This is a genomic window from Marinobacter mangrovi (assembly GCF_016798325.1).
Lineage (GTDB): Bacteria > Pseudomonadota > Gammaproteobacteria > Pseudomonadales > Oleiphilaceae > Marinobacter_A > Marinobacter_A mangrovi.
The window spans coordinates 162,610-188,805 of sequence record NZ_JAERVO010000001.1 but is presented as its reverse complement, the minus strand read 5'-3'; the positions used below and the strand labels follow the sequence as shown (position 1 = coordinate 188,805).

General features: G+C 61.7%; 21 protein-coding genes and 1 riboswitch. Of the genes, 11 read left to right on the top strand and 10 right to left on the bottom strand.

Features of this window, described 5'->3' with window-relative positions:
• Positions 1-34: 34 nt before the first annotated feature.
• The gene (locus JL474_RS00815; RefSeq protein ID WP_123633121.1) at positions 35-517 is read right to left on the bottom strand and encodes a YajQ family cyclic di-GMP-binding protein; all 483 of its coding nucleotides are present in this window, start codon (positions 515-517) and stop codon (positions 35-37) included.
• Positions 518-745: 228 nt separating this feature from the next.
• Here JL474_RS00815 and JL474_RS00810 point away from each other — a divergent pair, with 228 nt between their 5' ends.
• Complete coding sequence (locus tag JL474_RS00810; protein ID WP_203140596.1) at positions 746-1,717, top strand: GGDEF domain-containing response regulator; 972 nt, start codon at positions 746-748, stop codon at positions 1,715-1,717.
• A 382-nt stretch (positions 1,718-2,099) separates the two neighbouring features.
• Entirely contained in the window at positions 2,100-3,146 is a 1,047-nt protein-coding gene (locus JL474_RS00805; protein WP_203140595.1) for an AraC family transcriptional regulator, read from the top strand.
• Here JL474_RS00805 and JL474_RS00800 read toward each other — a convergent pair.
• The gene (locus tag JL474_RS00800; protein WP_203140594.1) at positions 3,143-4,285 is read right to left on the bottom strand and encodes a CaiB/BaiF CoA transferase family protein; all 1,143 of its coding nucleotides are present in this window, start codon (positions 4,283-4,285) and stop codon (positions 3,143-3,145) included. The genes JL474_RS00805 and JL474_RS00800 overlap by 4 nt on opposite strands.
• Positions 4,286-4,472: 187 nt before the next feature.
• Between JL474_RS00800 and JL474_RS00795 the strand changes: the two genes are divergently transcribed.
• Entirely contained in the window at positions 4,473-5,489 is a 1,017-nt protein-coding gene (locus tag JL474_RS00795; protein ID WP_203140593.1) for an AraC family transcriptional regulator, read from the top strand.
• A 23-nt stretch (positions 5,490-5,512) separates the two neighbouring features.
• Here the strand turns inward: JL474_RS00795 and JL474_RS00790 are convergent, their stop codons facing one another.
• Together JL474_RS00790 and JL474_RS00785 are read right to left on the bottom strand one after the other, a co-directional pair.
• Positions 5,513-6,346 carry a tetratricopeptide repeat protein gene (locus tag JL474_RS00790; RefSeq protein ID WP_123633112.1) on the bottom strand — a complete coding sequence of 278 codons (834 nt, stop codon included), beginning with the start codon at positions 6,344-6,346 and terminating at the stop codon, positions 5,513-5,515.
• 409 nt (positions 6,347-6,755) lie between these two features.
• Positions 6,756-8,012 (bottom strand): DNA recombination protein RmuC, encoded by a 1,257-nt coding sequence (locus JL474_RS00785; protein ID WP_203141266.1) that lies wholly within the window; start codon positions 8,010-8,012, stop codon positions 6,756-6,758.
• 709 nt (positions 8,013-8,721) lie between these two features.
• On the opposite strand from JL474_RS00785, the gene JL474_RS00780 reads away from it, so the two are divergent.
• The 4 genes from JL474_RS00780 to JL474_RS00765 all read left to right on the top strand — a co-directional run bounded on the left by JL474_RS00780 (position 8,722) and on the right by JL474_RS00765 (position 12,547).
• On the top strand, positions 8,722-9,072 hold the full coding sequence (locus tag JL474_RS00780) for a hypothetical protein (protein ID WP_123633111.1): 351 nt from the start codon (positions 8,722-8,724) through the stop codon (positions 9,070-9,072).
• Between the two features lie 159 nt (positions 9,073-9,231).
• Complete coding sequence (locus JL474_RS00775) at positions 9,232-10,041, top strand: ATP-dependent zinc protease family protein (protein ID WP_203140592.1); 810 nt, start codon at positions 9,232-9,234, stop codon at positions 10,039-10,041.
• Positions 10,038-11,549 carry an inactive transglutaminase family protein gene (locus JL474_RS00770; RefSeq protein WP_203140591.1) on the top strand — a complete coding sequence of 504 codons (1,512 nt, stop codon included), beginning with the start codon at positions 10,038-10,040 and terminating at the stop codon, positions 11,547-11,549. Before JL474_RS00775 ends, JL474_RS00770 begins: the two co-directional genes overlap by 4 nt.
• Positions 11,549-12,547, top strand: a complete 999-nt coding sequence (locus tag JL474_RS00765) for an alpha-L-glutamate ligase-like protein (RefSeq protein ID WP_203140590.1) — start codon at positions 11,549-11,551, stop codon at positions 12,545-12,547. Before JL474_RS00770 ends, JL474_RS00765 begins: the two co-directional genes overlap by 1 nt.
• 92 nt (positions 12,548-12,639) lie before the next feature.
• On the opposite strand, the gene JL474_RS00760 is transcribed toward JL474_RS00765, so the two are convergent.
• Positions 12,640-14,226: a BCCT family transporter gene (locus JL474_RS00760; protein WP_203140589.1), complete on the bottom strand. Its 1,587-nt coding sequence runs from the start codon at positions 14,224-14,226 to the stop codon at positions 12,640-12,642.
• 389 nt (positions 14,227-14,615) lie between these two features.
• A riboswitch (TPP riboswitch) is annotated at positions 14,616-14,717 on the top strand.
• 52 nt (positions 14,718-14,769) lie between these two features.
• On the opposite strand from JL474_RS00760, the gene thiB reads away from it, so the two are divergent.
• The 4 genes from thiB (at position 14,770) to JL474_RS00740 (ending at position 19,782) form a co-directional block, all read left to right on the top strand.
• Positions 14,770-15,765 (top strand): thiamine ABC transporter substrate binding subunit, encoded by a 996-nt coding sequence (gene thiB / locus JL474_RS00755; RefSeq protein WP_203140588.1) that lies wholly within the window; start codon positions 14,770-14,772, stop codon positions 15,763-15,765.
• Positions 15,741-17,402 carry a thiamine/thiamine pyrophosphate ABC transporter permease gene (gene thiP / locus JL474_RS00750; RefSeq protein ID WP_203140587.1) on the top strand — a complete coding sequence of 554 codons (1,662 nt, stop codon included), beginning with the start codon at positions 15,741-15,743 and terminating at the stop codon, positions 17,400-17,402. Before thiB ends, thiP begins: the two co-directional genes overlap by 25 nt.
• Positions 17,395-18,015, top strand: coding sequence for an ATP-binding cassette domain-containing protein (locus JL474_RS00745; RefSeq protein WP_123633099.1), 621 nt, complete (start codon positions 17,395-17,397; stop codon positions 18,013-18,015). The genes thiP and JL474_RS00745 overlap by 8 nt, the downstream gene beginning before the upstream one ends.
• A 120-nt stretch (positions 18,016-18,135) precedes the next feature.
• Entirely contained in the window at positions 18,136-19,782 is a 1,647-nt protein-coding gene (locus tag JL474_RS00740) for an FMN-binding glutamate synthase family protein (RefSeq protein WP_203140586.1), read from the top strand.
• Here the strand turns inward: JL474_RS00740 and JL474_RS00735 are convergent.
• The 5 genes from JL474_RS00735 to JL474_RS00715 all read right to left on the bottom strand — a co-directional run bounded on the left by JL474_RS00735 (position 19,779) and on the right by JL474_RS00715 (position 26,158).
• Positions 19,779-21,818, bottom strand: a complete 2,040-nt coding sequence (locus tag JL474_RS00735) for a hypothetical protein (protein WP_203140585.1) — start codon at positions 21,816-21,818, stop codon at positions 19,779-19,781. The genes JL474_RS00740 and JL474_RS00735 overlap by 4 nt on opposite strands.
• A gap of 33 nt (positions 21,819-21,851) precedes the next feature.
• Positions 21,852-23,093 carry an ATP-grasp domain-containing protein gene (locus JL474_RS00730; RefSeq protein WP_203140584.1) on the bottom strand — a complete coding sequence of 414 codons (1,242 nt, stop codon included), beginning with the start codon at positions 23,091-23,093 and terminating at the stop codon, positions 21,852-21,854.
• 147 nt (positions 23,094-23,240) lie between these two features.
• Positions 23,241-24,356: an ABC transporter ATP-binding protein gene (locus JL474_RS00725; protein WP_203140583.1), complete on the bottom strand. Its 1,116-nt coding sequence runs from the start codon at positions 24,354-24,356 to the stop codon at positions 23,241-23,243.
• A gap of 10 nt (positions 24,357-24,366) precedes the next feature.
• On the bottom strand, positions 24,367-25,236 hold the full coding sequence (locus JL474_RS00720; RefSeq protein ID WP_123633089.1) for a carbohydrate ABC transporter permease: 870 nt from the start codon (positions 25,234-25,236) through the stop codon (positions 24,367-24,369).
• Positions 25,229-26,158, bottom strand: a complete 930-nt coding sequence (locus JL474_RS00715) for a carbohydrate ABC transporter permease (protein WP_123633087.1) — start codon at positions 26,156-26,158, stop codon at positions 25,229-25,231. The genes JL474_RS00720 and JL474_RS00715 overlap by 8 nt, the downstream gene beginning before the upstream one ends.
• Between the last annotated feature and the right edge of the window lie 38 nt (positions 26,159-26,196).

Genomic DNA, 26,196 nt, shown 5'->3' with positions numbered 1-26,196 from the left:
GCGCCGTTCCCTTGAAATGATGGCAGCGGCTCCGTCAGTCGCGGAAGTTATTGTACTGAAGCGGCAGATCCAGATCGGACTCCTTGATCAGGGCGATGGCGGCCTGCAGGTCGTCCCGCTTCTTGCCGGTCACCCGGACCTTGTCGCCCTGGATGCTGGCCTGAACCTTCATCTTCGCATCCTTGAGGAGTTTGACGATTTTCTTGGCGTCAGGCGTCTCGATGCCCTGGCGCAGCGTCAGGTGCTGTTTCATCAGCTTGCCGGCGCGGCTTTCACCGTCTTCGGACAGGGCGCGGGTATCCACGTTGCGCTTGGCAAAGGCCATCCGCAGCATTTCCATCAGCTGTTCGAGCTGGAATTCCTGCTCGGCGCTGAGGGTGATGCCCTTGTCGTCCAGTTCGAAATCCGCCTCGACATTCTTGAAGTCCCAGCGGTTGCCCAGCTCGCGCTTGGCCTGGTCGACCGCGTTGGTGACTTCGTGCATATCAATTTCTGAAACAATATCAAAGGAAGGCATGACTCCGGCTCCGGAAATGCGGAAACGATCACGCAATGAAGGGCCATTGCGGGACGGGTCCGCAGGTTTGCAAATTGGGCCGAGGAAGCCCGGCAAATTCAGGCTATAATGGCCGCGATTCGAGTTTGAGCAGCCCGGAGGCGCGATGCCGTCCCGCTGCTGGACGCAAGAATAACAAGTTGGCTCTAGAGCCGCACCCTGGATCGGACCTGAGAGTAGTATATCAGCATGCCTAACCTGGACCTCCCCGTACTGGTCGTCGATGATGCCAAATTCAGCAGCATGGTGGTCGCCCGGACACTGCGCAAAGCCGGCTACCGCGATGTCCGCATCGCCAACAACGCTTCGGACGCATTGCAGCTCATGGAGCAGAGACCGGTCAGCGTCCTGATTGCAGACTGGCTGATGCCGGAAATGGACGGGCTCGAACTCACCGCACGGGTACGACAGATCGACGAGCAGGAAAACCACTATACCTATGTGATGCTGCTGACCGCCCGCGAGAGCGTCGAAGCCCTGGCGGAAGCGTTTGACCACGACGTCGACGACTTCATCTACAAATCCGACATGAGCAAACAATTGCTGCCGCGGATTTTCGCCGCCGACCGGATGGCCGATCGCCAGAACACCCTGCTCCGGGCCAACGCCCTGCTGATCGAGAACAACCGCGAGTTGGAGTCCCGCAACATCATCGACCTGGAAACCGGCCTGTGCAATAACCTGTATGCGCGGCAACGGTTGGAGCGCAGTATCCGTCATGCCGAGTCCCGCGGCGGGGCGTCCGCCTACGTGCTGGTGGGCATCCGCAACTGGCAGAGCCTCAAGCGCCAGCATTCACCCGGCATCATGAGCGAACTGGCCCTGGGCATCGGCCGGCGCCTCAGCCACCTGATTCGCCCGATGGATACCTTGTGCCGGGTGGGCGATAACCAGTACGCCCTGATCGCGCACTTCGAGAATCCCGAACACTGCAACACCAGCGCTTTCCGCCGGATCTACGACGGCATCAACCACAAAGCGCTGAAAACCACCGCCGGCTATATTTCCGTCGAGGCCGGCATGGTGCTGTGCCGCACCGACATGCAGGACGGCACACCGAGTATCGAGGAAGTCGAAAAGGCCGCCATCCAGGGCCTGGTGGACGCCTACGAAACCCGACTGTTCACCGAGACATCGCCGGTTCTGCTGGAAGAAGCCTGATCGATTGCCGGTCGGCGCCTGACCCAACAATTCGTTACACTGCGACACAGATCACGAACAGACAGGCGAACGGGTCACGCTTATAGTTTGAATCGTGGATGTAAGCAGTATCCCCCCACGGCGGAGGAGTGAGCAGTCCTCCAAGTGAGCAGTCTGGAGAGTCAGATGTCCCTCCGCCGGTAAATGGGGTCAACATCCTCACGGATTAACGAATTTTTCAGGCACTTTCGTTCTTTCCTTATTTTTCAGGCGGGTCGGGTTTTCCGATCCGCCTTTTTATTTGCCCACCGTTTACCGTTTTCACTCCGCAAGACATTCCGGCCATTGAACTGATCCGCTCTCCCCGCTATTAATGCGGTTATACCCATAACAACGAATGAGCATGACCGACACACCGCCACTGGGCACCGCATCGATAGCCGCCCTGCGTCAATACGTGCGAGCGGCCGGGCACAAAGGCATCGACACGACGCCGCTGCTAACCCGGGCCGGCCTCGACCTGTCACCGGGCCACTCGGACGACGAACGCATCGACGGCGAGCGTTTCCAGCGATTTATCCGACTGCTGGTCGAAGCGACCGACAATCCTATCCTGGGCCTGGAAACCGGGGACTTCGTGCAGCCCGGCTCCTACACGGTGCTGGGCTACATCACCATGAGCTGCGCCACGCTAGGTGAAGCCATCCAGTTCATCATTCCCTACGAAAAGCTTGTGGGCGATATGGGCCTCACCCGTTTCCTGCTGGACGGCGACCGCATGCACCTGATCTGGCAGTGCGCCTACAACGATCCGTGGGTACGCCCGCAGATGATCGACAACGTGATTGCCTCCTGGATCCAATACGCCCGCTGGCTGGGCGATGACGCCGATACGTCCCCGGAAGCGGTACACCTGGAACGACGCTCTCCGGGTGCGGCGCTGGAATCAGCCTATCGGGAGCGGTGGGGCTGCCCGGTGGTGTTCGAGGCGGCGGATAATCGTGTCATCGCTTCCCGCACGTTGTTGGAACGGCCGTTACGCCAACCGGATCCCGGTCTGCGCCGCACGCTGGAAGCCCATGCCCGTAGCCAGATGGCCGCCATCACTGCCGATACCGCCCTCCTCACCCGGGTTCGGGAGGCCATCCGCCAGCAACTCCTGCAGGGCGTCAGCCGGCAGGACATTGTGGCCGGACAATTGCACATGACCGCTCGCACCCTTCAGCGGAAACTGAGTCAGGAAGGCAGCAGCTACCAGTCGTTGCTGGATGAAGTGCGCCAGTCCCTGGCGGAAGATTTCCTGTGCCATACGCAGATGGCGATTCCCGACATCGCCCTGCGGCTGGGTTTCAGTGAGCCGGCCTCCTTTCATCGCCGTTTCAAACGAAACACCGGCGTCACACCCGGCGACTACCGGACCACTCACAGCCACACCCCGGCGACCGATTAACCGTTCTTTGAAAGGCGCTCCAGAACCGGGGCCGTATCCGCTCCCAGCGTGCGCCCGGTGAAACGGGTCTCGCAAGGCGTCCGACTGAATTTGATCGGGTGGCCGATCTGACGTTGCGTGCCGCCCTGTTCCCGGGGCACGTCGATCACCATCGCCCGGGCTTCCAGCTGCGGGTGCGCTGCGGCTTCCGCCAGGGTCAGTACGGGCTCCACGCAGGCATCCTGTTCCGCAAAAACCGCCTCCCAATCGGCCAGCGGTCGCTCGGCGATGGCGCTCTTCAGCGCCTGCTTCAATTCCTGCTGATGCTCAGGGTTCTGACTCAACCCCAGGCTTTTCATATCGGCCAGGCCCAGGACATCGCACAGCCGGGCCATGAATTGTGGCTCCAGGCTGCCCACGGACAACCAGCGACCGTCCGCCGTCTCGTAGTAGTCGTAGAAACTGCCACCGTTGAGCAGCGACTGCTCCGGCCCGGGCCGTTCGCCGCCGGCCAGGTGGGCAGCGCCGGCCATGCCGTTCATCGCAAAGGCGGCATCGGTCATGCTGATATCGACAAACTGCCCTTCTCCGGTCTGCTGGCGATGGACCACCGCCGCCAGGATGCCCATCACCGCGTGATGGGAGCCACCGGCCACGTCCGCCACCTGGATGCCCAACGGCGGCGGACCGCTCTCTTTGCGGCCGCAGTGACTGCTGACGCCAGCGAGGGACAGGTAGTTGATATCGTGGCCCGCCCGCTGCCGGTAAGGGCCGGTCTGACCGTAGCCGGTGATCGCGCAATAGATCAGCCCCGGATTGATGGCGCACAGCGTGTCGTAGTCGATCCCCAGCCGTTGCATCACCCCGGGGCGGAATTGCTCGATGACGATGTCGTACTCGGCCACGAGTCGCTTCACCGTCTCGATACTGTCCGGCTGTTTGAGATCCAGCGCCAGCGAGGCCTTGCCCCGGTTCAGGTAGGTGTGTGCCGTGCCCACGCCGTCCACATGGGGCGGCATCAATCGGGTCAGGTCCATCCGGTCCGGCGCCTCCACACGCAGGACCTCCGCACCCATGTCGGCCATCAGCATGGTGGCGTAAGGGCCGGGCAAGAGCGTGGTGAAGTCCAGGATCCGAAGCCCATCGAGCGGTCCGGCCATAGTTGCGTCTCCCTGTGTGATTCCGCGCCCCAGATTGCCGGCCCATGGCATCGCCGCCAACGGCGAGTTCCGCCAATCTGATTGGCCGTATCTACCATACCCCGACCGCGCCCTGTCCCCCAATGATGTTGCAAACCCGGAGGACCTTCTTATGATGGGCGAATCCTTACAGCATACAGGTCAACGGATGGCGAATCTGACGGTTTCCGGGCACTTCGTCCTGGCCGCACTCAGCGGTGCCGAGTATCAGCAACAGGATTCCAGCGCCATGCTGCGGCGGGCCGGCATCTCGCCGGAGCTGATCCGCACGCCCGGCGCCCGCGTCAGTAGCGCCCAGTTCACCCGGCTGATGCAGGTGATCTGGGAGGCCATGCAGGACGAGTTCATGGGGATGGGACCACGCCGCTGTCGCCCCGGCACCTTCGCCACCATGTGTACGCTGATCCTCGAGCATTCGACCCTGGAGAGCGGCCTGGAACGGGCAGAACACTTTTCCCACCTGTTCCACAGTACCGTCTGCATGGGGCTGGAACGGGCCAGTGACCGGGCGTCGCTGGTGCTCCACCTGGACCCACCCGTCCACGACCCGCACTATTTTCTGCGCGAGAGCATCCTGGTGATCTGGCATCGTCTGTTCAGTTGGCTGATTGGCCAGGCCATCACCCTGAAGGAAGCACGCTTTGATTACCCCGCCCCACCCCATGCCGACGAATACCGGCACATCTTCCACTGCCCGCTGGCCTTTGACGCCGACCGGACAGAACTGATTTTCGACGCCCGCTTCCTGAACGCACCGATCATCCGCGACCGCCCGGAGATGCGACGCTTCCTGAAAACCTCGCCGGCGGACCTGCTGGCACGCCCCGACGAGGGCAACAGCTACACCGGACGCATCCGCGCGTTGATCGGCCGGGATTTCTCCCAGGCCCTGCCGGATTTCGAGTGGATTGCATCAGAACTGCACGTCAGCCCGCAAACCCTGCGCCGAAGGCTCAAGCAGGAAAATACGTCGTTCCAGGAGATCAAGGATTTGCTGCGGCGGGATCTGGCGATCTATCACCTGGGCCGGGGCGAGCGCTCCATCAACGAGATCGCCCATCTCGTGGGATTCACCGAGCCGTCCACCTTTCATCGGGCGTTCAAGAAATGGACCGGGATGACGCCCGGCGCCTGGCGAGAGGAGGAAGTCGGTGCCGAGTCGTAACCAACCGGCACCGCCATCCTATCCTATGATGGGGACTGGAGGCGCCGGATCAGATCGCCGAGGGTGCGGGCCAGAGCCTGAGTGGTATCCGCCTGGCCACCCAGCTTGAGCCAGCGCGAGCCATCCCGCGGATCGTAGATCCAGCAGGTGCGGCCATCATCCGGGCAGTCCCACTTGAGCAGCGGATTAATGCCGTAGACCGGCAGGCGCGAAGAGACCACTTCCGAGCGACCGTCATCCAACTTGCGGGTTTCCTGGACCTGGAGGGCACCGGTATCGCTGGACACCTGATACACCACATCGGGTGTCTGATTGGCGTTGATCACCCGGCCATTGCCCGCGCGCCAGGCGTTCTGGGAGAGCAGGCTGTTGGCGTGGCGTTCCAGCGCTTCGCGGGGCGTGCTGGCCAGATACAGCTTCTGCAACTGCTCGACGGAATTGCCGTCGGCCGGCTCAATCTTGGCCACCGGCTCACCCTGGGACTGGGCCGCACTGGCCACATCCCCTTCCTCTTTACGGGCCTGCTCCACCGACGTGATCAGCTCCAGGGCCTCGGTGTAATGCTCGCCTTTTTCACCCGCCTGTGTGACGTAGGCCTCAAGCGCCGCCATGGCTTCGTTGTAGTGCCCGGCCTCGTACATGACCCGGCCCCGATAGAAGGCATAATCGTCCGGCTTTTTGGTGTCCAGCGCCTGCAGGCGATTCAGGTATTCACCGGCCTGCCCCCACTGCTGGTTCTCGACCGCCTTCTCGACCGCCAGCATCAGCCGGCGCGTTTCGTGCTCTGGAGGCAGGGCCCAGGCCAGTTGGGTGAACAGCATGCTACCGACAACAACACCCATCCATCTGCTTTTCATTCCTGAATTCTCCGCAGGGAACATCACTGTTTTCAGTGCGTTGGGCCAACGCCGATTCCACCGGGTTGGCGCAGAACGCATGGCAAATTCGTCCCTAAAGTGTCTGCCATTACCCCGGATGATTCAAGGAGATGCCGCGACAAGCTGTGAAAACCCACTCAGCGGGACCGGGTCTGTGGATCAGTCAACAACGATGGTATCGCCGCTCTGATCCCCATCGTCATCACCGCCACCGGCCATCGCGGCCCGGGACAGGGTTAAGGCCAGTGAGTTTTGCCAAGGATATGTGTTCAACACGCAGGGCTCCCGAAGATGCGGATCTTGGATGTCGTGTTGATCATTCTAGGCCACGATGGCGTGGCGTCACTGTGACCTGAATTCCATTCATCGGGAGCCGTTTCGACGAATTTCAGTCGTTTTCGTCGTCCGTCTCGTCGTCCTCGTCATGACCGACGCCTGCCTGCTCGCGGATCGACTTGGGCAATTCCTTTTTCACCCGCACGCCCAGTTCGACGAAACGGTTGGCCTGCGAGATCAGGTTGCCCTTGCCGCGGGTCAGCGTGTTCATGGCGCCGTCATAGGTGCCCTGCGCGGTCTGCAGCTGGCTACCCAGCTTTTCCATGGATTCCACGAAGACCCGCAACTTGTCGTAGACCGCTCCGGCCCGGTCGGCGATCTGCCGTGCATTCTGACTCTGGCGCTCGTACCGCCAGATGTTCTCGATGGTGCGCAGGGTCGCCAGGAGGGTGGTCGGCGTGACCACGATAATCTTGCGCTCGAACGCTTCGGCAAACAGGTTCTCATCCTGTTGGAAGGCCGCCACGAAAGCCGGCTCGATCGGCATGAACAGCAGCACGAAGTCCGGCGAATGCAGTCCGTTGAGCTGGCTGTAGTCCTTCTCGCTGAGACTGCGGATGTGCTGGCGCACCGCCTCAACGTGGGCCTTGAGGGCACTCTCGCGGGCGTCGTCGTCTTCGGCGGTGACCCATTCCTGGTAGGCCAGCAAGGACACCTTGGAATCCACGATCAGGTTGCGCTTGTCCGGCAGGTGGACCACCACGTCCGGGCGCAGCAACTGACCCTCGGCATCCCGGTACGAGCCCTGGGTTTCGTACTCGACGCCCTTGCGCAGGCCGGACTTCTCCAGCACCCGCTCGAGGATCAGTTCCCCCCAGTTCCCCTGGATTTTCTTGTCGCCCTTGAGCGCCCGGGTCAGGTTGGCCGCTTCCTCGGTGATCTGCTTGTTCAGCTTCTGCAGGGCGTCGATTTCGCTGCGCAACGCCTGACGGTCCCGGGTTTCGGTGGTGTAGACGTCCTCCACCCGCTTGCGGAAGTCCTGCAACTGCTCCCGGAACGGGTTCAACAGGGAATCGAGATTGGAGCGGGTCTGCTGCGAAAAACGCTCGCTCTTCTGCTCGAAAATGCGGTTGGCCAGGTTCTCGAATTCCTGTTTCAGCGCATCTCGATTGCGCTCCAACAGCTGCAGCTTTTCGCCGGTAGTGCGGCGCTCCTCTTCCAGCGTCACCTCGTATTCGCGCAGCGACACCCGGGCGTCGGACAGGGAGCGGTTAACCGCCTCGTAACGGTCATTCAGCTCGGACAGATCCTGCTCCAGCTTGCGCTCGCGCTTCTGGGAACCGTCCCGCTCCGCCACCAACGTGGCCATCCGGTTATCCAGCTCCGTGGCCTTGTCACGCCAGCTTTCCCGGGCGGCCTCAAGATCCCGTTGATGACGGTGCTGCTCCGTCGCCTGCTCCCGCAACTGGTCGCGTTCCTGCTCCAGGAGCGCCCGGTCCCGGCTGACGTGGTAAGCCTGCTCTTCGGCCGCTTCGGCGCGGGTGGTCATGGCATCCAGGCGGGACTGGGCCTCCTCGCGCACCTGTCGCAGGCGACGCTGATAGAACAGCACCAGCGCAAAAGCGGTAACCAGCGCCACCCCAAGAGCGACGGTAACAAGCACCGGAAGCATTTCCCGGGGAATAGTAAGCGGCACATTCAACTCCTGTCTCTGGAAAGTGACCGTCGCGACTCGCTCTGCAAGCCCGGACGTTGACGGGTAAGGCATTATCCAGAAAACCGACCACCCGGGCCAAGGAACTTACCCGGACCCACTTCGACTAAAGGCGAAGTGACACCCTCGCAGCAGGTTGATATCCGTACACATTGGGTGATCCTGCACGCAGCCGATATGACACACAAGTCTCAAAATTCCGGAGACATGTAATAAGAGCGCATCCAGAGATGGAAGCCGCTCGTAATCTGAGCTACAACAGTCGGTATAACGATAATTAAAAAGTGCTCAAGGGCGGCCTGTCATCGCCGCACTGCCAGCGCTGCGGGGTTCACCCCGGACAAGGGATTTTCGAGACACAGCCATGTTAAAAGCACTCTGGCGCAGAACGACCGGACAGGCATGCGCCCCGGAGGACGGTGAGAGCAACACCGGGTTCAGCCTTACTGAACACCTGACCCACACCGGCCAATATCACCTCGAACGCCTGCATACGCTGGTGGAGCTGCGCTATGACCAGCGGTTCGACGATGCATCCGACAGCACCATTCGCAGCCTGATTCACTACGCGTCCCGCATCCAGGATCAGGACATCCAGCGCGAGCTGCTCCTGCTGTACCTGAATTGCCCGCCGTCGGTCCAGGCCTACCTGCGCTCCGACGACATCCTCGACGCCGATCACTACATCCGGACCCAGCACCCGCCGACCGAGTGAACGCCCCGCTGGCAGGCCCGTAACGCCAACCGGATCACTGGCCCGCAGGGGGTTACAGATCGGTAAATCGGCGTAATGTCGTAATAATGTATACTTCGCCCTTCATTTTCGGACAATCCCGATCAGTCACACACGGTTTATTGCGGACAGAGGTTTGTCATGCCTATGCGCGCGCTTCGCACGCTTTCACGATGGGTTCTGGTCCCGGCTCTCGGGACACTCCTGGCCGGATGCTCCGGCTCGGCCCTGGTCAAACAGGACGACCTGAGCACACTCAAGCAGGCTGAGACCGTCCAGTCCGGCGAACTCCGGCAACTGAGCGAAGACCTCAAGGCCCACCATCGCGGCATGGTGCGCAACAACAACGAAAACACCCGGGCCCTGATCGAAACCATCCGCGAACAGATCAAGCCCCCCAGCTGCCCCAAGCGACCGCAGCCCGTTTGCTCTTCGGTCAGCAGTGGTGAGACCGCATCCTCCTCGCACTTCCAGGACATGCTGGTGGTCGGGGAACTGGAAAAAGTGCATTTCCTGGAGCCCGGCTTCACCTATGAAGCACGGGTCGACACCGGCGCCGAGACCTCGTCGCTGGACGCCCGCAACGTGACCTATTTCGAACGCAATGGCGAGGATTGGGTCCGCTTCGACGTACCGGTGCCGGGCACCAAGGACGAACTGAAAACTCTGGAGCGCCCGCTCTCCCGCAATGCCCGTATCATCCAGGCCTCGGCCGACGACAGTGAGCGCCGGGCCGTGGTCGAACTGCAATTCGCCATCGGCGATCACGTACAAAAAGCCGAATTCACGCTGTCCAATCGGGAAGCCCTGTCCAATACGGTCCTGATCGGCCGCAACATCCTGCGTGACGTCATGCTGGTGGATGTCGGCAAGGATTTCGCCACCCAATTGCCCGCCAAGTTCACATCGAAGGCCGGGAAAAACCAGTCCGCCAAGGAAGCGCCGCAGTGAAGTCCCGTTACCCGTTTTACATCGCCATTGCCCTGCTGATCTTTACCGGCGTGGGCATCGCCACCCTGCGCCATTTCGAACTCGGCATTCCCTGGCTGTCCGGTGAGGAACGGCCGGTCTGGCTGGTGGAAGCGCGGGTGGATTTCCGGGCCAGTGGCGATCCCGTACTGGTCAGCCTGAACCTGCCGGACGATCCGCCCGGCTTCCACGTGCTGTCGGAGCAGGCGGCGTCACCGGGATACGGCTTTTCGATCGTCGATGATCAGGGCGATCGCCGGGGCGAATGGTCGATCCGTGAAGCCAACGGTCCGCAAACGCTGTACTACAAAGCCCAGTTCATTCCCGACCCGGACGCCCAACCCCGGCCACCGGAACAGCCGCCCGAGCCCGACACCGTCTACTGGGAAGAACCCCAGGCGACCGCCGCCCACGAAGTGTTGGCGCTGGCTGCCGCCAAATCCAGTACGCCGGAAAGCATGACCCGGGAACTGATCAAACTGATTCGCTCCACCGATCCGGACCAGAACACCGCCCTCCTGCTGGCAGGCCACGACGATGTGGATGTGTTGGTCAAACTGCTCAATTACGCCGATATTCCGGCCCGGGTCTCCGAGGGCGTCAAGCTGGAAGATGCCCGCCGGCGCCAGCCACTGCGGCCTTTCCTGGAGATCTACGACGGCGACCACTGGCTGACATTCAATCCTCAGACCGGTGAGCAGGGCCTGCCCGACAACGTCCTGCTGTGGAGCCGGAATACCCAGTCCCTGCTTGACGTGATGGGCGGCAGCCAGTCCGTGGTGAGCTTTGCCATGCTGCGCCAGACGGTGCCGGCGTTGCAGCTGGCCCGGGCCGAGTCGATGGAAAACGGGCTGGGCTTCCTGAGCCTTTACCAGCTTCCCATCGAGGAACAGAGCATGTTCCGCATGCTGTTACTGCTGCCTTTGGGGGCGATGGTGGTCGCTTTCATGCGGGTGATCGTGGGCATTCGTACGTCCGGCACCTTCATGCCGGTGCTGATTGCGGTGGCCTTCCTGCAAACCTCGCTCGGCCCGGGACTGGTAACGTTCATCACGGTGGTGGCACTGGGGCTGCTGCTGCGGGGCTACCTGTCGAACCTCAACCTGTTACTGGTGTCGCGGATTGCAACGCTGATCATCCTCGTCATCTTCATGTGTACCGCGATCAGCATCGTGGGTTACCAGATGGGCTTTAACACCGGCATGACGGTGACGTTCTTCCCCATGGTCATCCTGGCCTGGACCATCGAGCGGATGTCCATCCTGTGGGAAGAGGAAGGCCCACATGAGGTCTTTGTGCAGGGCGGCGGCAGCCTGCTGGTGGCGATACTGGCCTATCTGGTGATGAGCCTGCCGATTGCCGGCCACCTGACCTTCAACTTCCCGGAACTGCACCTGATCATCCTGGCGGTGATCCTGCTGATGGGTCAGTACACCGGCTACAAGCTCAGCGAACTGCGTCGGTTCCATCCCATGCAGGAGTATGACTGATGCGATGGATCTCGCCGGCCGCCCTCACCCGCCGCGGCATGCTCAATATGAACCGGCGCAATGTGGATTACATTGCCCGTTACAACGACCGCAGCGCCTACCCGCTGGTGGACAACAAGCTGAAAACCAAGCTGGTGGCCGAGGAATACGATGTGGCCACCCCGGCCCTGCGCCAGGTGGTTTCCCAACAGCACCAGATCTCCCATTTCCGGGAACGGGTGGCGGACCTGAACGGCTTTGCCATCAAACCGGCCAAGGGTTCCGGTGGCAAGGGCATCCTCGTCATTACCCGGCGCGAGGACGACAGTTTTATCAAGGCCTCCGGGGCGGCGGTGTCCCTGCGACACCTGGAGCGCCACTTGTCCAACATCCTGGCCGGCCTGTACTCATTGGGCGGTTCGCCCGATGTGGCGATCGTCGAGGATCTGATCCAGTGCAGCAGCGCCCTCACCGACTACTCGTTCCAGGGCGTGCCCGACATCCGCATTATCGTTTTCCGCGGTTATCCGGTGATGGCCATGCTGCGCCTGGCTACCCGGGCTTCTGACGGCAAGGCCAACCTGCACCAGGGCGCCATCGGTGTGGGCATCGACATCGCCACCGGCCGGAGCCTGAACGCCGTGCAATTCAACCGCCCGGTCAAGACCCACCCGGACACCGGCCTGGCGCTGGAGCACATCCATATCGAAGACTGGCATACGATGCTGGTGATGGCATCGCGCTGCTACGAGGCTACGGGCCTCGGCTATATGGGTGCGGATCTGGTGCTCGACCAGAACAGTGGCCCGACTCTACTGGAGTTGAACGCCCGGCCCGGCCTGGCCATCCAGATGGCCAATGGCAAGGGCCTGTTACCACGCCTGAAGTACATCGAAAGCCTCAAGCGCACCCACCTCACCCCGGAAGCGCGGGTGGAATACGCCATGTCCATTTTCAGCCACACGGGCAACCTGTCTGCCCCACAGCAGACGGGCTATCGAAAGCCGGCCTTCGCCTGACCCTTCGTTCGGCCAAATACCCAGCCCCCTTTTTTCCAGACATAAAAAACCCGCCTCAATTGAGGCGGGCTTCTTCGGATCAAACCGGGCGCTTATTTCATGCCGGCGTTGATCAGGGCACGCTCGTTGTTCAGCCCCTTGTAAAGGCCGTAGCACATAACGAGCAGCACGAAGGTAAACGGCAGACCGACAGAGACGGCACCTGCCTGCAGTGTTTTCAGCGCGTCGGAACCGCCGCCAAAGACCAGCGCCGCCGCGATTGCACCTTCCATAACCGCCCAGAAAACACGCTGCTGGGTCGGCGCATCCAGCTTGCCGCCGGCGGTAATGCTGTCGATGACCAGCGAGCCTGAGTCAGACGAGGTCACGAAGAAGACCATGACCAGGATAATGCCCAGGAACGACGTGATGGTGGTCAGCGGGATGTTGGCCAGCATCTGGAACATCGCCAGTGAAACGTCGGTCAGACCGTCAGTTGCCAGTGAGCCCACGCCCGCCTGAATCTGCTCCAGTGCCGAGCCGCCGAATGCACTCATCCAGATGATGGTGATGATGGTCGGGATAATCAGTACAGCGGTCACGAACTGGCGTACGGTACGACCCTTGGACACCCGGGCGATGAACATACCGACGAACGGTGACCAGGAAATCCACCAGGCCCAGTAGAAGACGGTCCAGCCGTGGAACCAGGTCTCGTCTTCACGACCGAAGGGGTTACTCAGCGGCAGGATATTACCGACGTAAGCGGACGTGGTGGTCCAGAACGCTTCGAACACACCCAGGGTGTGACCGGCGAAGATCACGAACAGCAGCAGTGCCGCCGCCAGCCCCATATTGATATTACTGAGCAGCTTGACGCCGCCATCCAGACCACGAATCACCGAGATCAACGCCACGCAGGTGATGCCGAAGATGATGGCGATCTGGGTGCTGATGCCGCTGTCGATACCGAACAGGTAGTGGAGACCGGAGGCTGCCTGTTGCGCGCCCAGACCCAGGGATGTGGCCAGACCGAAGATGGTCGCCAGCACCGCGAGGATGTCGATGACGTCACCGATCCAGCCCCAGACGCGATCACCAAAGATCGGGAAGAAAGCCGAACGCAGGGTCAGCGGCATGCCCTTGTTGAAGGCGAAGAAGGACAGGGACAGCGCAACAATGGCGTAGATTGCCCAGGGATGCAGACCCCAGTGGTACATGGTCGCCCCCATGGCGAGGCTCGCACCTTCCGGCGTATTCGGGGCCACATTGAGCGGCGTGCCGTACCAGTCGGTGTAATAGGCGACCGGCTCGGCAACCCCCCAGAACATCAGACCAATACCCATGCCAGCAGCGAACAGCATCGCGAACCAGGACATGGTGGAGAATTCCGGAACCGCGTCGGTACCGCCAATGCGGATATTGCCGACCGGCAGCACGATGAGTGCCAGGCAGAAAATCACGAAGATGTTGCCACTGATCAGGAACAGCCAGTCAAAATGATTGATGGCCCCGGCCTTGGCACCACTGAGCAGCGAATTCGAGACATCCGGGAAAATCAGGGTTCCCACCACGAAAAAGATGATCAATGCTGCCGTAACGAAAAACACCGTCTTGTGCAGGTCCATCCCCAGCGGGGTTATATTGTCCTGACCTGCCTGATAGTCGGTGGAGTACTCGTCTTTAAGGACTTCGCTCACGTCAAGTCTCCTCGAACGGATTGTTGGGTCCATTTCGGACTCAAGATTACAGACCGTTAAGTCTATTCATTTGAGCTCGAAATATCAAAAGCGATTTCCGGATGGAACCCACTTTTCTAACCGTAGTCCAGATATTGCGGCTCTTCCCGGAAATTTTTTTCGGCGCCTTTAAACAACAGGCTACCGGCATATAGAGATCGTAATCGTTGCCCGTCACCCACATTGTTTCCAGGTCGCTCCGGGCCACGAACAGCGGCATTTCAGCCACCCCGAACGGCGATTGGCCGCCCTTTATTTACTTACAGGTCTAAGGACTGAGAAAAAACGATTCTGCACATCTATCGTGCCAAGGGGCGCTGCCCAGACCCCGGTAAGTCTGTTAAAATAGGGTTTTCTCAACGGGGTGCCTGCGACCGTATCGACAGGCTGAGATCAGACCCGCGGAACCTGCTCCGGATCATGCCGGCGAAGGGATTGAGTGAAGACTCTGCCTGCGGTCTGTGGTCCCCCGGAATGCCTACACGACGACGGGAATCGACCACAATGGCACGCCTTTTCCTCCTGATTCTGTTCACGCTTTCCGCCAGCCTGGCCTGGGCTGGCCCAACGCTGACGGTCTACACCTACCCGTCCTTCGTCTCAGAGTGGGGCCCGGGACCAGCCGTCAAGCAGGCATTCGAAGCGCAGTGCAACTGCACCCTCAATTTCGTGGCACTGGACAGCAGCGTGGCCATCCTTCACCGGTTGCGCCTGGAAGGTGAATCCAGCCCGGCCGACGTGGTATTGGGGCTGGACGCCAGCATCATGGCCGACGCCCGCAAAACCGGCCTGCTGGCCCCACACGACATCGACACGTCGTCGCTCAACCTGCCTATTGAATGGCAGGACGACACCTTCGTGCCTTACGACTGGGGTTATTTCGCGTTTGTTTACGACACCCAGCAGCTTTCGGATCCCCCCACCAGCCTGGACGGGCTGATCAACGCCCCGGACGATCTGAAAATCATCATCGAGGACCCGCGCACCAGCACACCCGGGCTGGGCCTCCTGCTGTGGATGCGCAAGGTCTACGGTGATCAGGCCCCGGCTAAATGGCAGGCGCTGCAAAAGCACATCCTGACCGTCACCAAAGGCTGGAGCGATGCCTACTTCTCGCTGTTCATGAACGGCGAAGCGCCCATGGTGCTGTCTTACAGCACCTCCCCGGCCTATCACATGGCAGTGGACAAGACCGATCGCTATCAGGCCGCTGCCTTCGACGAAGGCCACTACCTGCAAGTGGAGGTGGCAGCCCGCCTGCGGAATAGCCCTCACCCCGAATTGGCCCGGCAGTTCCTGGCGTTCATGCTGACCCCCGCTTTCCAGCGGGAAATTCCCCTGAAGAACGTGATGTATCCGGCGACGGACCTGGGCGACGAGCTGCCCGATGTGTTCAATCGGCTGATCGAACCCGCCCGGACCCTGTATTTCGATCCGCAAACCGTCGCCGACCATCGCAAGGCCTGGATTGACGAGTGGCTCAACGCGACCGCACAGTGACGCCCCCATTCAGCCATCCGCGCTGGCGAGCCTGGCCCGGCCGGGCGGTGACACTGCTGCTGGTCGGCATCGTGGCGGCCGGCTTTTCCGGCCTGCTGGCGGAGTGGCAATGGCAGGCGGTCAGCGATCTCTGGCAAAGCGCCTACCTGCGTCAGGTGATCTGGTTCAGCGTGTACCAGGCCACCCTGTCTACCGGACTCAGCCTGCTGCTGGCCATTCCGGTGGCCCGGGCGCTGCACCGCCATCCGCGGTTCGCCGGTCGCGCCCTGCTGCTGCGGCTGACGGAGCTCAGTCTTGTGCTGCCCACCATCGTCGCGGCGTTTGCCCTGGTGGCGGTGTACGGCCGCTCCGGCTGGCTCAATACGGCGCTGGGCTGGCTGGGCCTGCCTTTCCGTTGGAACCTCTACGGGCTGCAGGGCATCCTGCTTGCCCACGTCTTTTTCAACGCGCCACTGGCCGCCCGCATCCTGCTGCAGGGACTCGAGCGCATCCCCGCCAACCAGTGGCGGATGGCGGCTCAACTGGGCCTGACCAGCGGCCCGCTGTGGCGCAACCTGGAGTGGCCGGCCCTGCGCCGGGTCCTGCCGGGACTGGCGGTATTCATTTTCATCCTCTGTTTCACCAGCTTTGCGATCGTGATGACACTGGGTGGCGGCCCACGGGCCACCACGATCGAAGTCGCCATCTATCAATCACTGCGCTATGAATTCGACTTTGGCCGCGCCGCCCTGCTGGCGATGGTGCAGTTGCTGATTTGTGGCGCTCTCTGGCTGGTGGCCTCCCGGCAGGGATCGACCCGCAGCCTGGTTCCCGGAAGCCATGAACAGTCCGGCACACGGCGCCGGGACGCCCGCCCCCGGGATCGACTCCTGTTGCAGCTGTTCCTGGCTTTCCTGGCCCTGCCGCTGCTGGCGGTCGTGGTCCGTGGGCTGCCCGGACTGCTGGGTGAAGCCGGTCAGGGCCAGCTTTGGTGGAGCCTGGCCCGGAGCCTGAGCGTGGCCACGATCGCTGCGTTCCTGTCCTGCACCTGCGGTTTGGCCATCCTGGCCGCCAGCCAGTCGGCGCGCCAGGGCGGACGCCGCCTGATGGCCCGCCTGCTGGAATCCAGCGGCCACTTGACGCTGCTGGTGCCGGCCCTGGTGCTGGGCACCGGCCTGTTTATCCTGTTGCGCCCCCAATTGGGCCAGACCCACCAGGGCCTGGCGCTGGTGGCGATGATCAACGCCTTGATGGCCCTCCCCTTCGTGCTGCAGGTGTTACGCGGCCCGTTTGCCACATTGCCGCCAAACAGCCTGCGGGTCGCCGACCAGTTGAACCTCCGCGGCAGCTATCGACTGCGGTTTCTCCTGTTGCCGCTACTCCGGCGCCCCCTGCTGCTGGCCGCAGCCTACGCCGCCGGCCTGTCGCTGGGCGACTTCAGCGTCATCGCGCTGTTCGGCAGTCCGTCCGCACCCACGCTGCCGCTGCTGCTGTTCCAGCAACTGTCGGCCTATCGGATCGAAGCAGCGTCCGGCACCGCGTTCGTGATGCTGATCCTGCTGTTCGTCGTCTTCTACATTCTCAATCACTGGGGAGATCGTCGCCGACACCTGCGGGCGCCGAACCGTCTCACCACCGGAGCGCGTGTCCATGCTTGAGTTTCAGGATCTGAGTTTCCGCTATCCGGACACCGACTGGCCGCTGACCTTCAGTGGCAATGTGGCGCCGGGACAGTGCCTGGCCGTGACCGGTCCCAGCGGGTGCGGCAAGAGCACCCTGCTCAACCTGATCGCCGGCTTCCTGAGCGCCGAATCCGGCAGCCTGCGCTGGCAGGCGCAGGACATCCAGTCCCTGCCGCCCTGGGACCGGCCGGTCACCTCCGTGTTCCAGGAAGACAACCTGTTCGATCACCTGAGCGTGCACGACAATCTCGGCCTGGGCATTCACCCGGGCCTGAAATTGTCCCGGGAGGACAAGGCCGCCATCGACGCCATGCTGGACAAGGTCGGTCTGGACGGGCTGGCACGCCGCGTCCCTACGGAACTCTCGGGCGGCCAGCGCCAGCGCGTGGCCGTAGCACGGGCACTGCTGCGCAGGACACCCCTGCTGTTGCTGGACGAACCCTTCACCGGGCTGGATCCGGACACCCGCCAGACCCTGCGTCAACTCATCCGCGACCAGCGCGACCAGGGCACCGCCATCGTGTTGGTCAGTCACGACGAAAGCGATGTCGAGAGCCTGGCCGACCGCCATCTGCGCCTGACAGCCTGACCCCGCTGTGCTGCAATAGAAGGCATCACAAGTCATCCGCCCGGGGGCATGCGGCTCGACCTGTCGGCGCTGCTGCCCCTATCATGCCTCTTTTGCTGTCAAACGGGAGTCTGCTCGCGCATGTCCAAGTCGTCATCCTTTTTTCCCGCGCGCTACCTGGCCTACTACATTGCCCTGGCAGGTTTTGTGGCCACACTGGTGCTGGCCTGGTTCTATCCGTCGACCCTGATCCTGCCGATCCTGTTTGGGGTGCTGGTGGTGCTGGGGACCTACGACATCCTGCAGAAACGGCACACGGTCAGCCGGCTCTACCCGATCCTCGCGCACATCCGCTACTTCCTGGAATCCATCGGCCCGGAAATCCGCCAGTACTTCATCCAGCGTGACACCGAAGAAACGCCCTTCTCCCGGGAACAGCGAGCCATCGTCTACCAGCGGGCCAAGAACGTCCTGGACAAGCGACCGTTCGGCTCCATGCATGACATGTATGCCGAGGGCTATGAATGGATCAACCACTCCATCGCGCCAGTGGACCACCAGGACAGCGACTTCCGTGTGGTGGTGGGCAAACACTGCAAGCAGCCCTACAGCGTCAGCATCTTCAACATCTCTGCGATGAGCTTCGGCTCGCTCTCGGCCAACGCGATCCTGGCGCTCAACAAGGGTGCCAAGAAAGGCAACTTCTACCACGACACCGGGGAAGGCTCGATCTCGCGCTACCACCGGGAATACGGCGGCGATCTGGTCTGGGAAATCGGTTCCGGTTATTTCGGCTGCCGCAACAAGGACGGCTCTTTCAACGAGGAGCTGTTCGTGCGCAACGCCACCCGCGACCAGGTGCGCATGATTGAAATCAAGCTGTCGCAGGGAGCCAAGCCCGGCCACGGCGGCATCCTGCCGGGGCCCAAGGTCACGCCGGAAATCGCGGAGGCGCGCGGTGTGGATCCCTGGGAGGATGTGGAATCACCGGCCAGCCACAGCGCGTTCCGCACGCCGCTGGAACTGATGGATTTCATCGAGCATCTGCGGGAGATCTCCGGCGGCAAGCCGGTCGGCTTTAAGCTGGCGATCGGTCATCCCTGGGAATGGTTCGGGTTGGTCAAAGCCATGCTGCAGACCGGCAAGAAACCGGATTTCATCGTGGTCGACGGCGGAGAAGGCGGCACCGGCGCCGCGCCCCTGGAATTCACGAACCGCCTGGGCATGCCCATGACGGAAGCGCTGTTGCTGGTGCACAACACACTGGTGGGCGCGAATTTGCGCGAAGACATCGCCGTCGGTGCCGCCGGCAAGATCACGTCCGCCTTCAACATTGCCCGCACCCTGGCGCTGGGCGCCGACTGGTGCAACGCGGCCCGGGGCTTCATGTTCTCGCTGGGCTGCATCCAGTCCCAGAACTGCCACACCGGGCGCTGCCCCAGCGGCGTTGCCACCCAGGATCCCAAACGCAGCCAGAAGCTGGACGTGGCCGACAAGAGCGAGCGGGTCTACAACTTCCATCGCAACACCATGGAAGCACTGACGAACCTGCTGGGCGCTGCCGGTTTGCGACATCCCCGGGAACTGGGGCCGGAGCACATCATCCGGCGGGTGGATGAAAACGAAGTACAGCCTTACATGGATCTGTTCCGCTTCCTGGAACCGGGCGCGCTGATCGACGGCCACATCGACATCCCGATCTTCGCAAAATACTGGGATGTGGCCCGGGCGGAATCCTTCGAAGCGCCCGAATTCGTCAAGAAGCTGCGGGAAACCAAACTGCGCTAATCGCCACCATCCGGCGCATCCACACCCTGCCCTGCCTGCAGTTCCGCTGCGGGCAGGCGATCCGCCCCCCAACTGCGATGGACCCGGTCCATGACATCCTGCAGTTCTTCCGGCCGCACGTTGGCCAGCGCCCCATGCTCCAGCGGATCGTAGTGGAAGATGTAGAGCCGCGAGGCAAACTCGCCGAACGGCAATGAGGATTCGCCGTGGCGTTCATCGTGCCCGGAGGTGCTGACCTTGATGCCGTCGCCCCAGTCCTGGGCACTGTCGTTATTGGGATTGAAGAAATACACCCGCATAACGTCTTCGGGGTCCAGCCCGACCCGCAGGATCGAGATGGCGTGCCAGCCGATGAACCGGGCAGCGCTGTCAGTCACGGCGATGCCTGCCGGCTGCGGGTGAATCAACGGTTGGTTGCCGTTGTAGTAAGGATGATAGCTGGCGTAGAAATGGCGCAGGAAGGTGTCCTCATCGTGCAAATGCCCCGTCGCCACGTCCACATTGATGCGGAACCCACGGCCGCACCACCACCCGTGGAATTCGGGATTGATCCAGCGGTGCGGGTCGCCGTCACGGTCATCGCACAGCCGGCCCATTTCGCCATAGATCCGGTCCAGGTGAGGCACGAGGATCAGCGAGACCGCATCCAGGTCCAGATGCAATTCCTTGGCAACGCCGCCCGCGCTGGCAACGGAAGAAACCGGCTTGCCTTCGAAATGCATGATGATTTCATCATCCCGGGCAGCCCATACCAACAGCTGCAACAGGTAATCCGGATCGCTGTACGACCACATGGAAATCGCCCGCGCCGACTGGCAGGTGGGATTATTCCCCTGCCCAACGCCCAGCGGCTGTCCCAGTACGCAGATCACGCCTTCGAGCAGCCGCGCGCGCGGGGATGCTGTTTCGCCGAACACCAGTGCAAGCTGTTCCCGGGTCGTGCGGGATAATGGGAGATTGACCTGCCGCCACAAGGCCGGCCCCATGGCCGGGTTGTATAGAATCCCGCGTTCCAGCATCAGCGCGAGGCCGTAGACGGTCTGCGACGTTTCCGGAAGGACGCTTTCCTGAATCAACGCATGCACCAGCTCGCGATAGCACAGCAGACAGTCCCGGCCGGTGCTTGACAAGCCCAGCGCCTCGGACAGCAACTGGTCCCCCTGGTCCAGGAGAAAGCGCACCAGCACAGCATGGTAGGCGGACACCAGACCCGTGTCGTGCATGGCCCGGGCACAGCCCATGGCCTCCGCCTGCAGACGTCGCTGGTCCATGGCGGCCAATCGTTCCTCGTAGACAGACAGTCCGGGATCTTCACGGCAGGCCTCGGTCGGCCCGAACAGACTGCTGACCAGTCGATGCGCGCCCTGGCCACTGGCGCCCAGATCGATATCGGGATTGCTGTTGCAGATCGCAATCTGGGTGATCATCTGCTTGACCGGACCGGTCAGAATCGGGCGCTGCTCAATGATTCGCCAGATCTCGGCAATCAGCTGATCGATCACGTGCTCGTAACCGATGCGATCGGCCAAATGGCGCACCAATGCCCGGGACAGACCGGCCAGGCGCCCCTGCTGTTCCCGCTCCGCTTCTCCGGGCGCGCCGAACAGCAGGGCCAGGTTCATGGCCAACACTTGAGCCAGGAAATGATGTGCCTGCTCTGAGGACACCTGGGGATGCCGATACCGGCCCATGGCTACCGCCAAAAGCCGCAATTCACTCAAAGCCTCCACCGCCAGGGTATCGGCGACAGGACTCTTGAGCGAATACGGTGTCAGGGACGGCACAAGAATCTGGGGATGGGCCCAGTCGGTCCCCTCGAAAACGCCGGCCTCTTCCAGCGCCTGAGCCCGCTCCTCAACCGCCGCACAACCACCCGGCTGTAACAGCACGCGCCGTACCAGATCAAAGACGACGGGCACCTTGCCGGGTTTGGCGAACGTTCTGGCGCCAGCCAGCTGGGTGATTGCTTCGTCCAGTTTGGCCAGCAGCCCCTCGAGTTTTCCGGGGGCTGCCTGCGGGCTGATGGAGTTGTCCACTCGACGTCCTCGTGATCGGGAAAAGTCGACAGACTACACGTAAAAGTCCAGCTCTTCCTGATGTTTCAGGAGATCGCGCATCTTGTGGGGATCGTCACCCTTGAAGTACAGCAGCCCCCAGTGTGTGCCGAAGGCCGTACGCTTGGTGACCGTATCCTGCATCGGCGGCGCCAGGTCGTTGGACTCGTAGTACGGGTGATCCTCGGTTTCCTCCGGAATTTCCAGGCGGCTGACCACCCGCAGTCGCGGATAGACCCCGAAACAACCGGCATAGCACTTGGCATCCACCACCTCTTTCGGGAAGAACGCGGTGATCTCCTCTTCGGTGGTCTTGGGATCGAACGCCAGGATCATGCCCTGGTAGGCGTTGAACCCGTACACCCGTTCGAGTAGCTCGAACACCTTGAAGCCTGGTGGGCGATACGCCACCTCGCCGAAATACATCTCGCCGTCGTTGGTGACGAAATATTCCGGGTGAACGAAACCGAAATCGATATCGAACGTCTTGATCAGCTTCTCGATCTGCTCGGTAATCTGTGGCCGGTATTTTTCCAGCTCCGGCGAGGCCGGTACGAAGACCGAGTAGCCCAGGGTGACGTACTCGGAAATGTTGAGGAAACGGATCTTGCCGTTATGAATCCAGGCCTCCACCGCAAACTCCCAGCCGTCCAGATGGGATTCCATCAGCACCGGGAATTCCTCCTCGGGAATGGTATCGACCTCGTCCGGCGTGCGGATCACCCGGTGGCCAAGGCAACCGGCCTTGTCGAAGGCCTTGAGGTGGATCGGGTCGTTGGGGTCGCCGTCGAGTTTGAGCAGCGTCTGGTTGACCCGTTTCAGGAAGCGGATGACATCCTCACGGTCGTGCGCCTCCTCGAAAATGCCCACCCGGATACCCCCGAGCTGGGCACGCCGTTTCATCAGCGCCTTATCCCGCAACAACATGGCCTGACCAAACAGGCGAGGATTTTCCAGCAGTACAGCGTTGATCGCGCCGGCCCATTCCACCGTCTCTTCAAACAGCGGAATCGCCACATTGACGCCCATATCCTTCAGCGTCTGCGCAATTTCCATGGAGCGGTCGTTCAGCCGTTCAAAATTCCAGGGCACGTACGGAATACTGTGCTCCTGACAGTAACTCTCGGCCCATTCCGGCGCCACGACCACATAGCGGCGGTTGAATTGATCGGCGGCTTCCACCGCGTTCAGACTCCAACCGAGCAAGGCCACATACCCCTTGTCCGGATCGTAGGAACCATCAGTTTGATCAGACATTCCTCGTTCTCCTTTTTGGGTGGCGTTTCTTTACCCTACACCAATGGCGCATGGATAAAAAATAGTCATACCGGACGGAGACCAACGAATTCGAAGGGAAAGGGCCCCGGCCGCCACGAGGAAAAGCCGGCCGGGGCAAGGGCTGGATCAGATGTCGATGCGCGCTTCCTTGCCGGCCTCAAAGTAGACCGCACGGCTGAGATCGATCATCAGTTCGGCCGGTTCACCGGGATCCACGGTATGGTCCGGATCCAGTCGACAATGCACTTCGGTGTCGTTGATCTTGATCAGGGCCATCACGTCCGGACCGGTCGGCTCGGTGACCTCGATCCGGAATTTGCCGGAAGACGTCGCCTCCTGCCCGGCTTTGTGCGCCAGCGGCTGGGTAATGTGCTCCGGGCGGATGCCCAGATGGATTTCCTTGCCTTCGTAGGCGGCCAATGTCTCCGGCAGCGGCACGTAGATCTGCTCGCCATCGGCGCTGCGCAGGCTGGCGCGCAGGTTGCCGCCGTCGCTCTCCACCGTCAGCGGGATGAAGCTCATCGCCGGTGAGCCGATGAAGCTGGCCACATAACGACAGGATGGACGCTCATAGATTTCCTTGGGAGAGCCCAACTGCAGCAGCTCACCGTCCTTGATCACGGCGATTCGGTCCGCCAGCGTCATGGCCTCGATCTGGTCGTGGGTCACGTAGACGATGGTGGTGCCCAGGCGCTGGTGCAAGCGCTTGATTTCCGTGCGCATTTCCACTCGCAGTTTGGCGTCCAGGTTGGACAGCGGCTCGTCGAACAGGTAGAGCTTGGGACGACGCGCCAGCGCGCGGCCCATGGCCACCCGTTGCTGCTGGCCACCGGACAGTTGCGAGGGTTTGCGGTCAAGCAGTGGCTCGATCTGCAGCAGCTTGGCCACCCGCTCGACTTCCGCGTCGATCTCTTCCTTGGGCATGCGCCGGATTTTCAGGCCGAACGCGATGTTTTCGCGCACCGTCATCGTCGGATACAGCGCGTAGGACTGGAACACCATCGCGATGTCGCGATCCTTGGGTTCGGCGTTCGTCACATCGCGCCCGTCGATCAGGATGCTGCCCTCGGTGACGGTTTCCAGGCCGGCAATACTGTTCATCAGCGTGGACTTGCCGCAGCCGGAGGGCCCTACGAGGATCAGGAACTCACCGGACTCGATGTTGATGTCGATGCCCTTGAGCGTTTCCTGGACGGCATTGCCGTAGGTCTTGCGGATACCCTTGAGTTGTAATTGTGCCATTGTCAGACCTCTAACCTTTTACAGCGCCGGACGTCAGTCCGCGAATGAAATACTTCCCTGCCAGGACATAGACGACCAGTGTTGGCAGGGCGGCGATCATGGCGGCGGCCATATCGACGTTGTATTCCTTCACACCGGTACTGGTATTCACGAGATTGTTCAGGCCGACGGTGATCGGCTGGCTGTCACCGCTGGCGAACACCACCCCGAACAGGAAGTCGTTCCAGATCTGGGTGAACTGCCAGATGAAGCACACCATGATGATCGGCACCGACATGGGCAGCAGGATGCGCACGAAGATCGTGACGAATCCGGCGCCATCCAGGCGAGCCGCCTTGATCAGCGCGTCTGGCACGCCCACATAAAAGTTGCGGAAAAACAGCGTGGTAAAGGCCACGCCATAGACCACATGGACAATCACCAGGCCGGTGGTCGTGTTGGCCAGGCCCATCTTGCCCAGGGTCGCCGCCATCGGCAGCAGGATCACCTGGAACGGCAGGAAGCAGCCGAACAGCAGCAGGCTGAAGAAGATGTCCGACCCGCGGAAGCGCCACTTGGACAGCACATAGCCGTTGATCGCGCCCAGCGCAGTGGAAATCAGCACCGCCGGAACGGCCATCTTGATGGAGTTCCAGAAGAACCCGCTGACGCCGTTGCACTGGACCCCGGTGCAGGCCGTGGACCAGGCCTTGGCCCAGGCCTCAAAAGACCAGACTTCCGGGAAACTGATCAGGTTGCCCGAGCGGATATCGCCCGTGGTCTTGAAGCTGGTGATGATCATGATGAACACCGGAATCAGGTAGGCCACACACGCCAGCAGCAGCGTGGCATAGATCAGGATCCGGCTGGGGGTGAGTTTTTTCTCGATCTGACTAGCCATTGCGTTGTCCCCTCAGTTCCGAATACAGGTAGGGCACCAGAAGCGCCAGCAGCATGGCCAGCATCATGATGGAACTGGCGGCACCCAGGCCCATCTGGCCGCGAGTGAACGTAAACGAGTACATGAACATGGCTGGCAGGTCGGAGGCGTATCCCGGTCCACCGGATGTCATCGCCATGACCAGGTCGAAGCTCTTGATGGCGATGTGCGCCAGCACCATCACCGAGCTGAAGAACACCGGGCGCATGGCCGGCAGCACAATCCGCAGGTAGATCCGCGGCAGGCTCGCCCCGTCGACGCGGGCGGCGTTGATGATGGCCGGATCAATCCCCCGCAGGCCCGCCAGGAACAGCGCCATGACGAAGCCGGACGCCTGCCAGACGGCGGCGATGACGATGGTGTAGATCACCATGTCCGGGTTGGTCAGCCAGTCGAACTTGAAGCTGGTCCATCCCCAGTCGTGCATGAGCTTCTCCAGCCCCAGACTGGGATTGAGAATCCATTGCCACACCGTCCCGGTCACGATCATGGACAGGGCCAGTGGGTAGAGATAGATCGTGCGGATCACACCCTCGTTGCGGATGCGCTGATCCAGCAGGATCGCCAGAAAGCAGCCAATTACCAGGCAGCAGAAGATGAACAGCAGGCCAAAGATGGCCAGGTTCGCACACGCGGTTGCCCAGCGGGCGTTGCTGAACAGGTGCGCGTATTGCTCGAAGCCCACGAATTCGTAGCTGGGCAGGAAGGTGGAGCCGGTGAACGACAGGACACCGGTCCAGAACATAAACCCGTAGATACCAACCAGCGCCATGGCAGCCGTCGGCGCGAGCGCCAGTTTGGGCAACCATTGTTGTAAACGCTGGGTCAGTCGGCCACGGGCGGGCTGGGATGCCGTTTCCGACACCACACCAGAGTGAGCCATGGTGAGAACTCCTCAACCGTTATCGGTCAGCGGACGAG

Bases quoted from the DNA above. Each gene is read 5' to 3' on its own strand.
- JL474_RS00745 (WP_123633099.1), top strand. From the start codon at position 17,395: ATGCTTGAGTTTCAGGATCTGAGTTTCCGCTATCCGGACACCGACTGG.
- JL474_RS00810 (WP_203140596.1), top strand. From the start codon at position 746: ATGCCTAACCTGGACCTCCCCGTACTGGTCGTCGATGATGCCAAATTC.
- JL474_RS00785 (WP_203141266.1), bottom strand. From the start codon at position 8,012: ATGGCCACGTTGGTGGCGGAGCGGGACGGTTCCCAGAAGCGCGAGCGC.
- JL474_RS00740 (WP_203140586.1), top strand. From the start codon at position 18,136: ATGTCCAAGTCGTCATCCTTTTTTCCCGCGCGCTACCTGGCCTACTAC.
- JL474_RS00780 (WP_123633111.1), top strand. From the start codon at position 8,722: ATGTTAAAAGCACTCTGGCGCAGAACGACCGGACAGGCATGCGCCCCG.
- JL474_RS00725 (WP_203140583.1), bottom strand. From the start codon at position 24,356: ATGGCACAATTACAACTCAAGGGTATCCGCAAGACCTACGGCAATGCC.
- JL474_RS00795 (WP_203140593.1), top strand. From the start codon at position 4,473: ATGGCGAATCTGACGGTTTCCGGGCACTTCGTCCTGGCCGCACTCAGC.
- JL474_RS00805 (WP_203140595.1), top strand. From the start codon at position 2,100: ATGACCGACACACCGCCACTGGGCACCGCATCGATAGCCGCCCTGCGT.
- JL474_RS00715 (WP_123633087.1), bottom strand. From the start codon at position 26,158: ATGGCTCACTCTGGTGTGGTGTCGGAAACGGCATCCCAGCCCGCCCGT.
- JL474_RS00730 (WP_203140584.1), bottom strand. From the start codon at position 23,093: ATGTCTGATCAAACTGATGGTTCCTACGATCCGGACAAGGGGTATGTG.
- JL474_RS00775 (WP_203140592.1), top strand. From the start codon at position 9,232: ATGCCTATGCGCGCGCTTCGCACGCTTTCACGATGGGTTCTGGTCCCG.
- JL474_RS00815 (WP_123633121.1), bottom strand. From the start codon at position 517: ATGCCTTCCTTTGATATTGTTTCAGAAATTGATATGCACGAAGTCACC.
- JL474_RS00765 (WP_203140590.1), top strand. From the start codon at position 11,549: ATGCGATGGATCTCGCCGGCCGCCCTCACCCGCCGCGGCATGCTCAAT.
- thiB (WP_203140588.1), top strand. From the start codon at position 14,770: ATGGCACGCCTTTTCCTCCTGATTCTGTTCACGCTTTCCGCCAGCCTG.
- JL474_RS00790 (WP_123633112.1), bottom strand. From the start codon at position 6,346: ATGAAAAGCAGATGGATGGGTGTTGTTGTCGGTAGCATGCTGTTCACC.
- JL474_RS00800 (WP_203140594.1), bottom strand. From the start codon at position 4,285: ATGGCCGGACCGCTCGATGGGCTTCGGATCCTGGACTTCACCACGCTC.
- JL474_RS00720 (WP_123633089.1), bottom strand. From the start codon at position 25,236: ATGGCTAGTCAGATCGAGAAAAAACTCACCCCCAGCCGGATCCTGATC.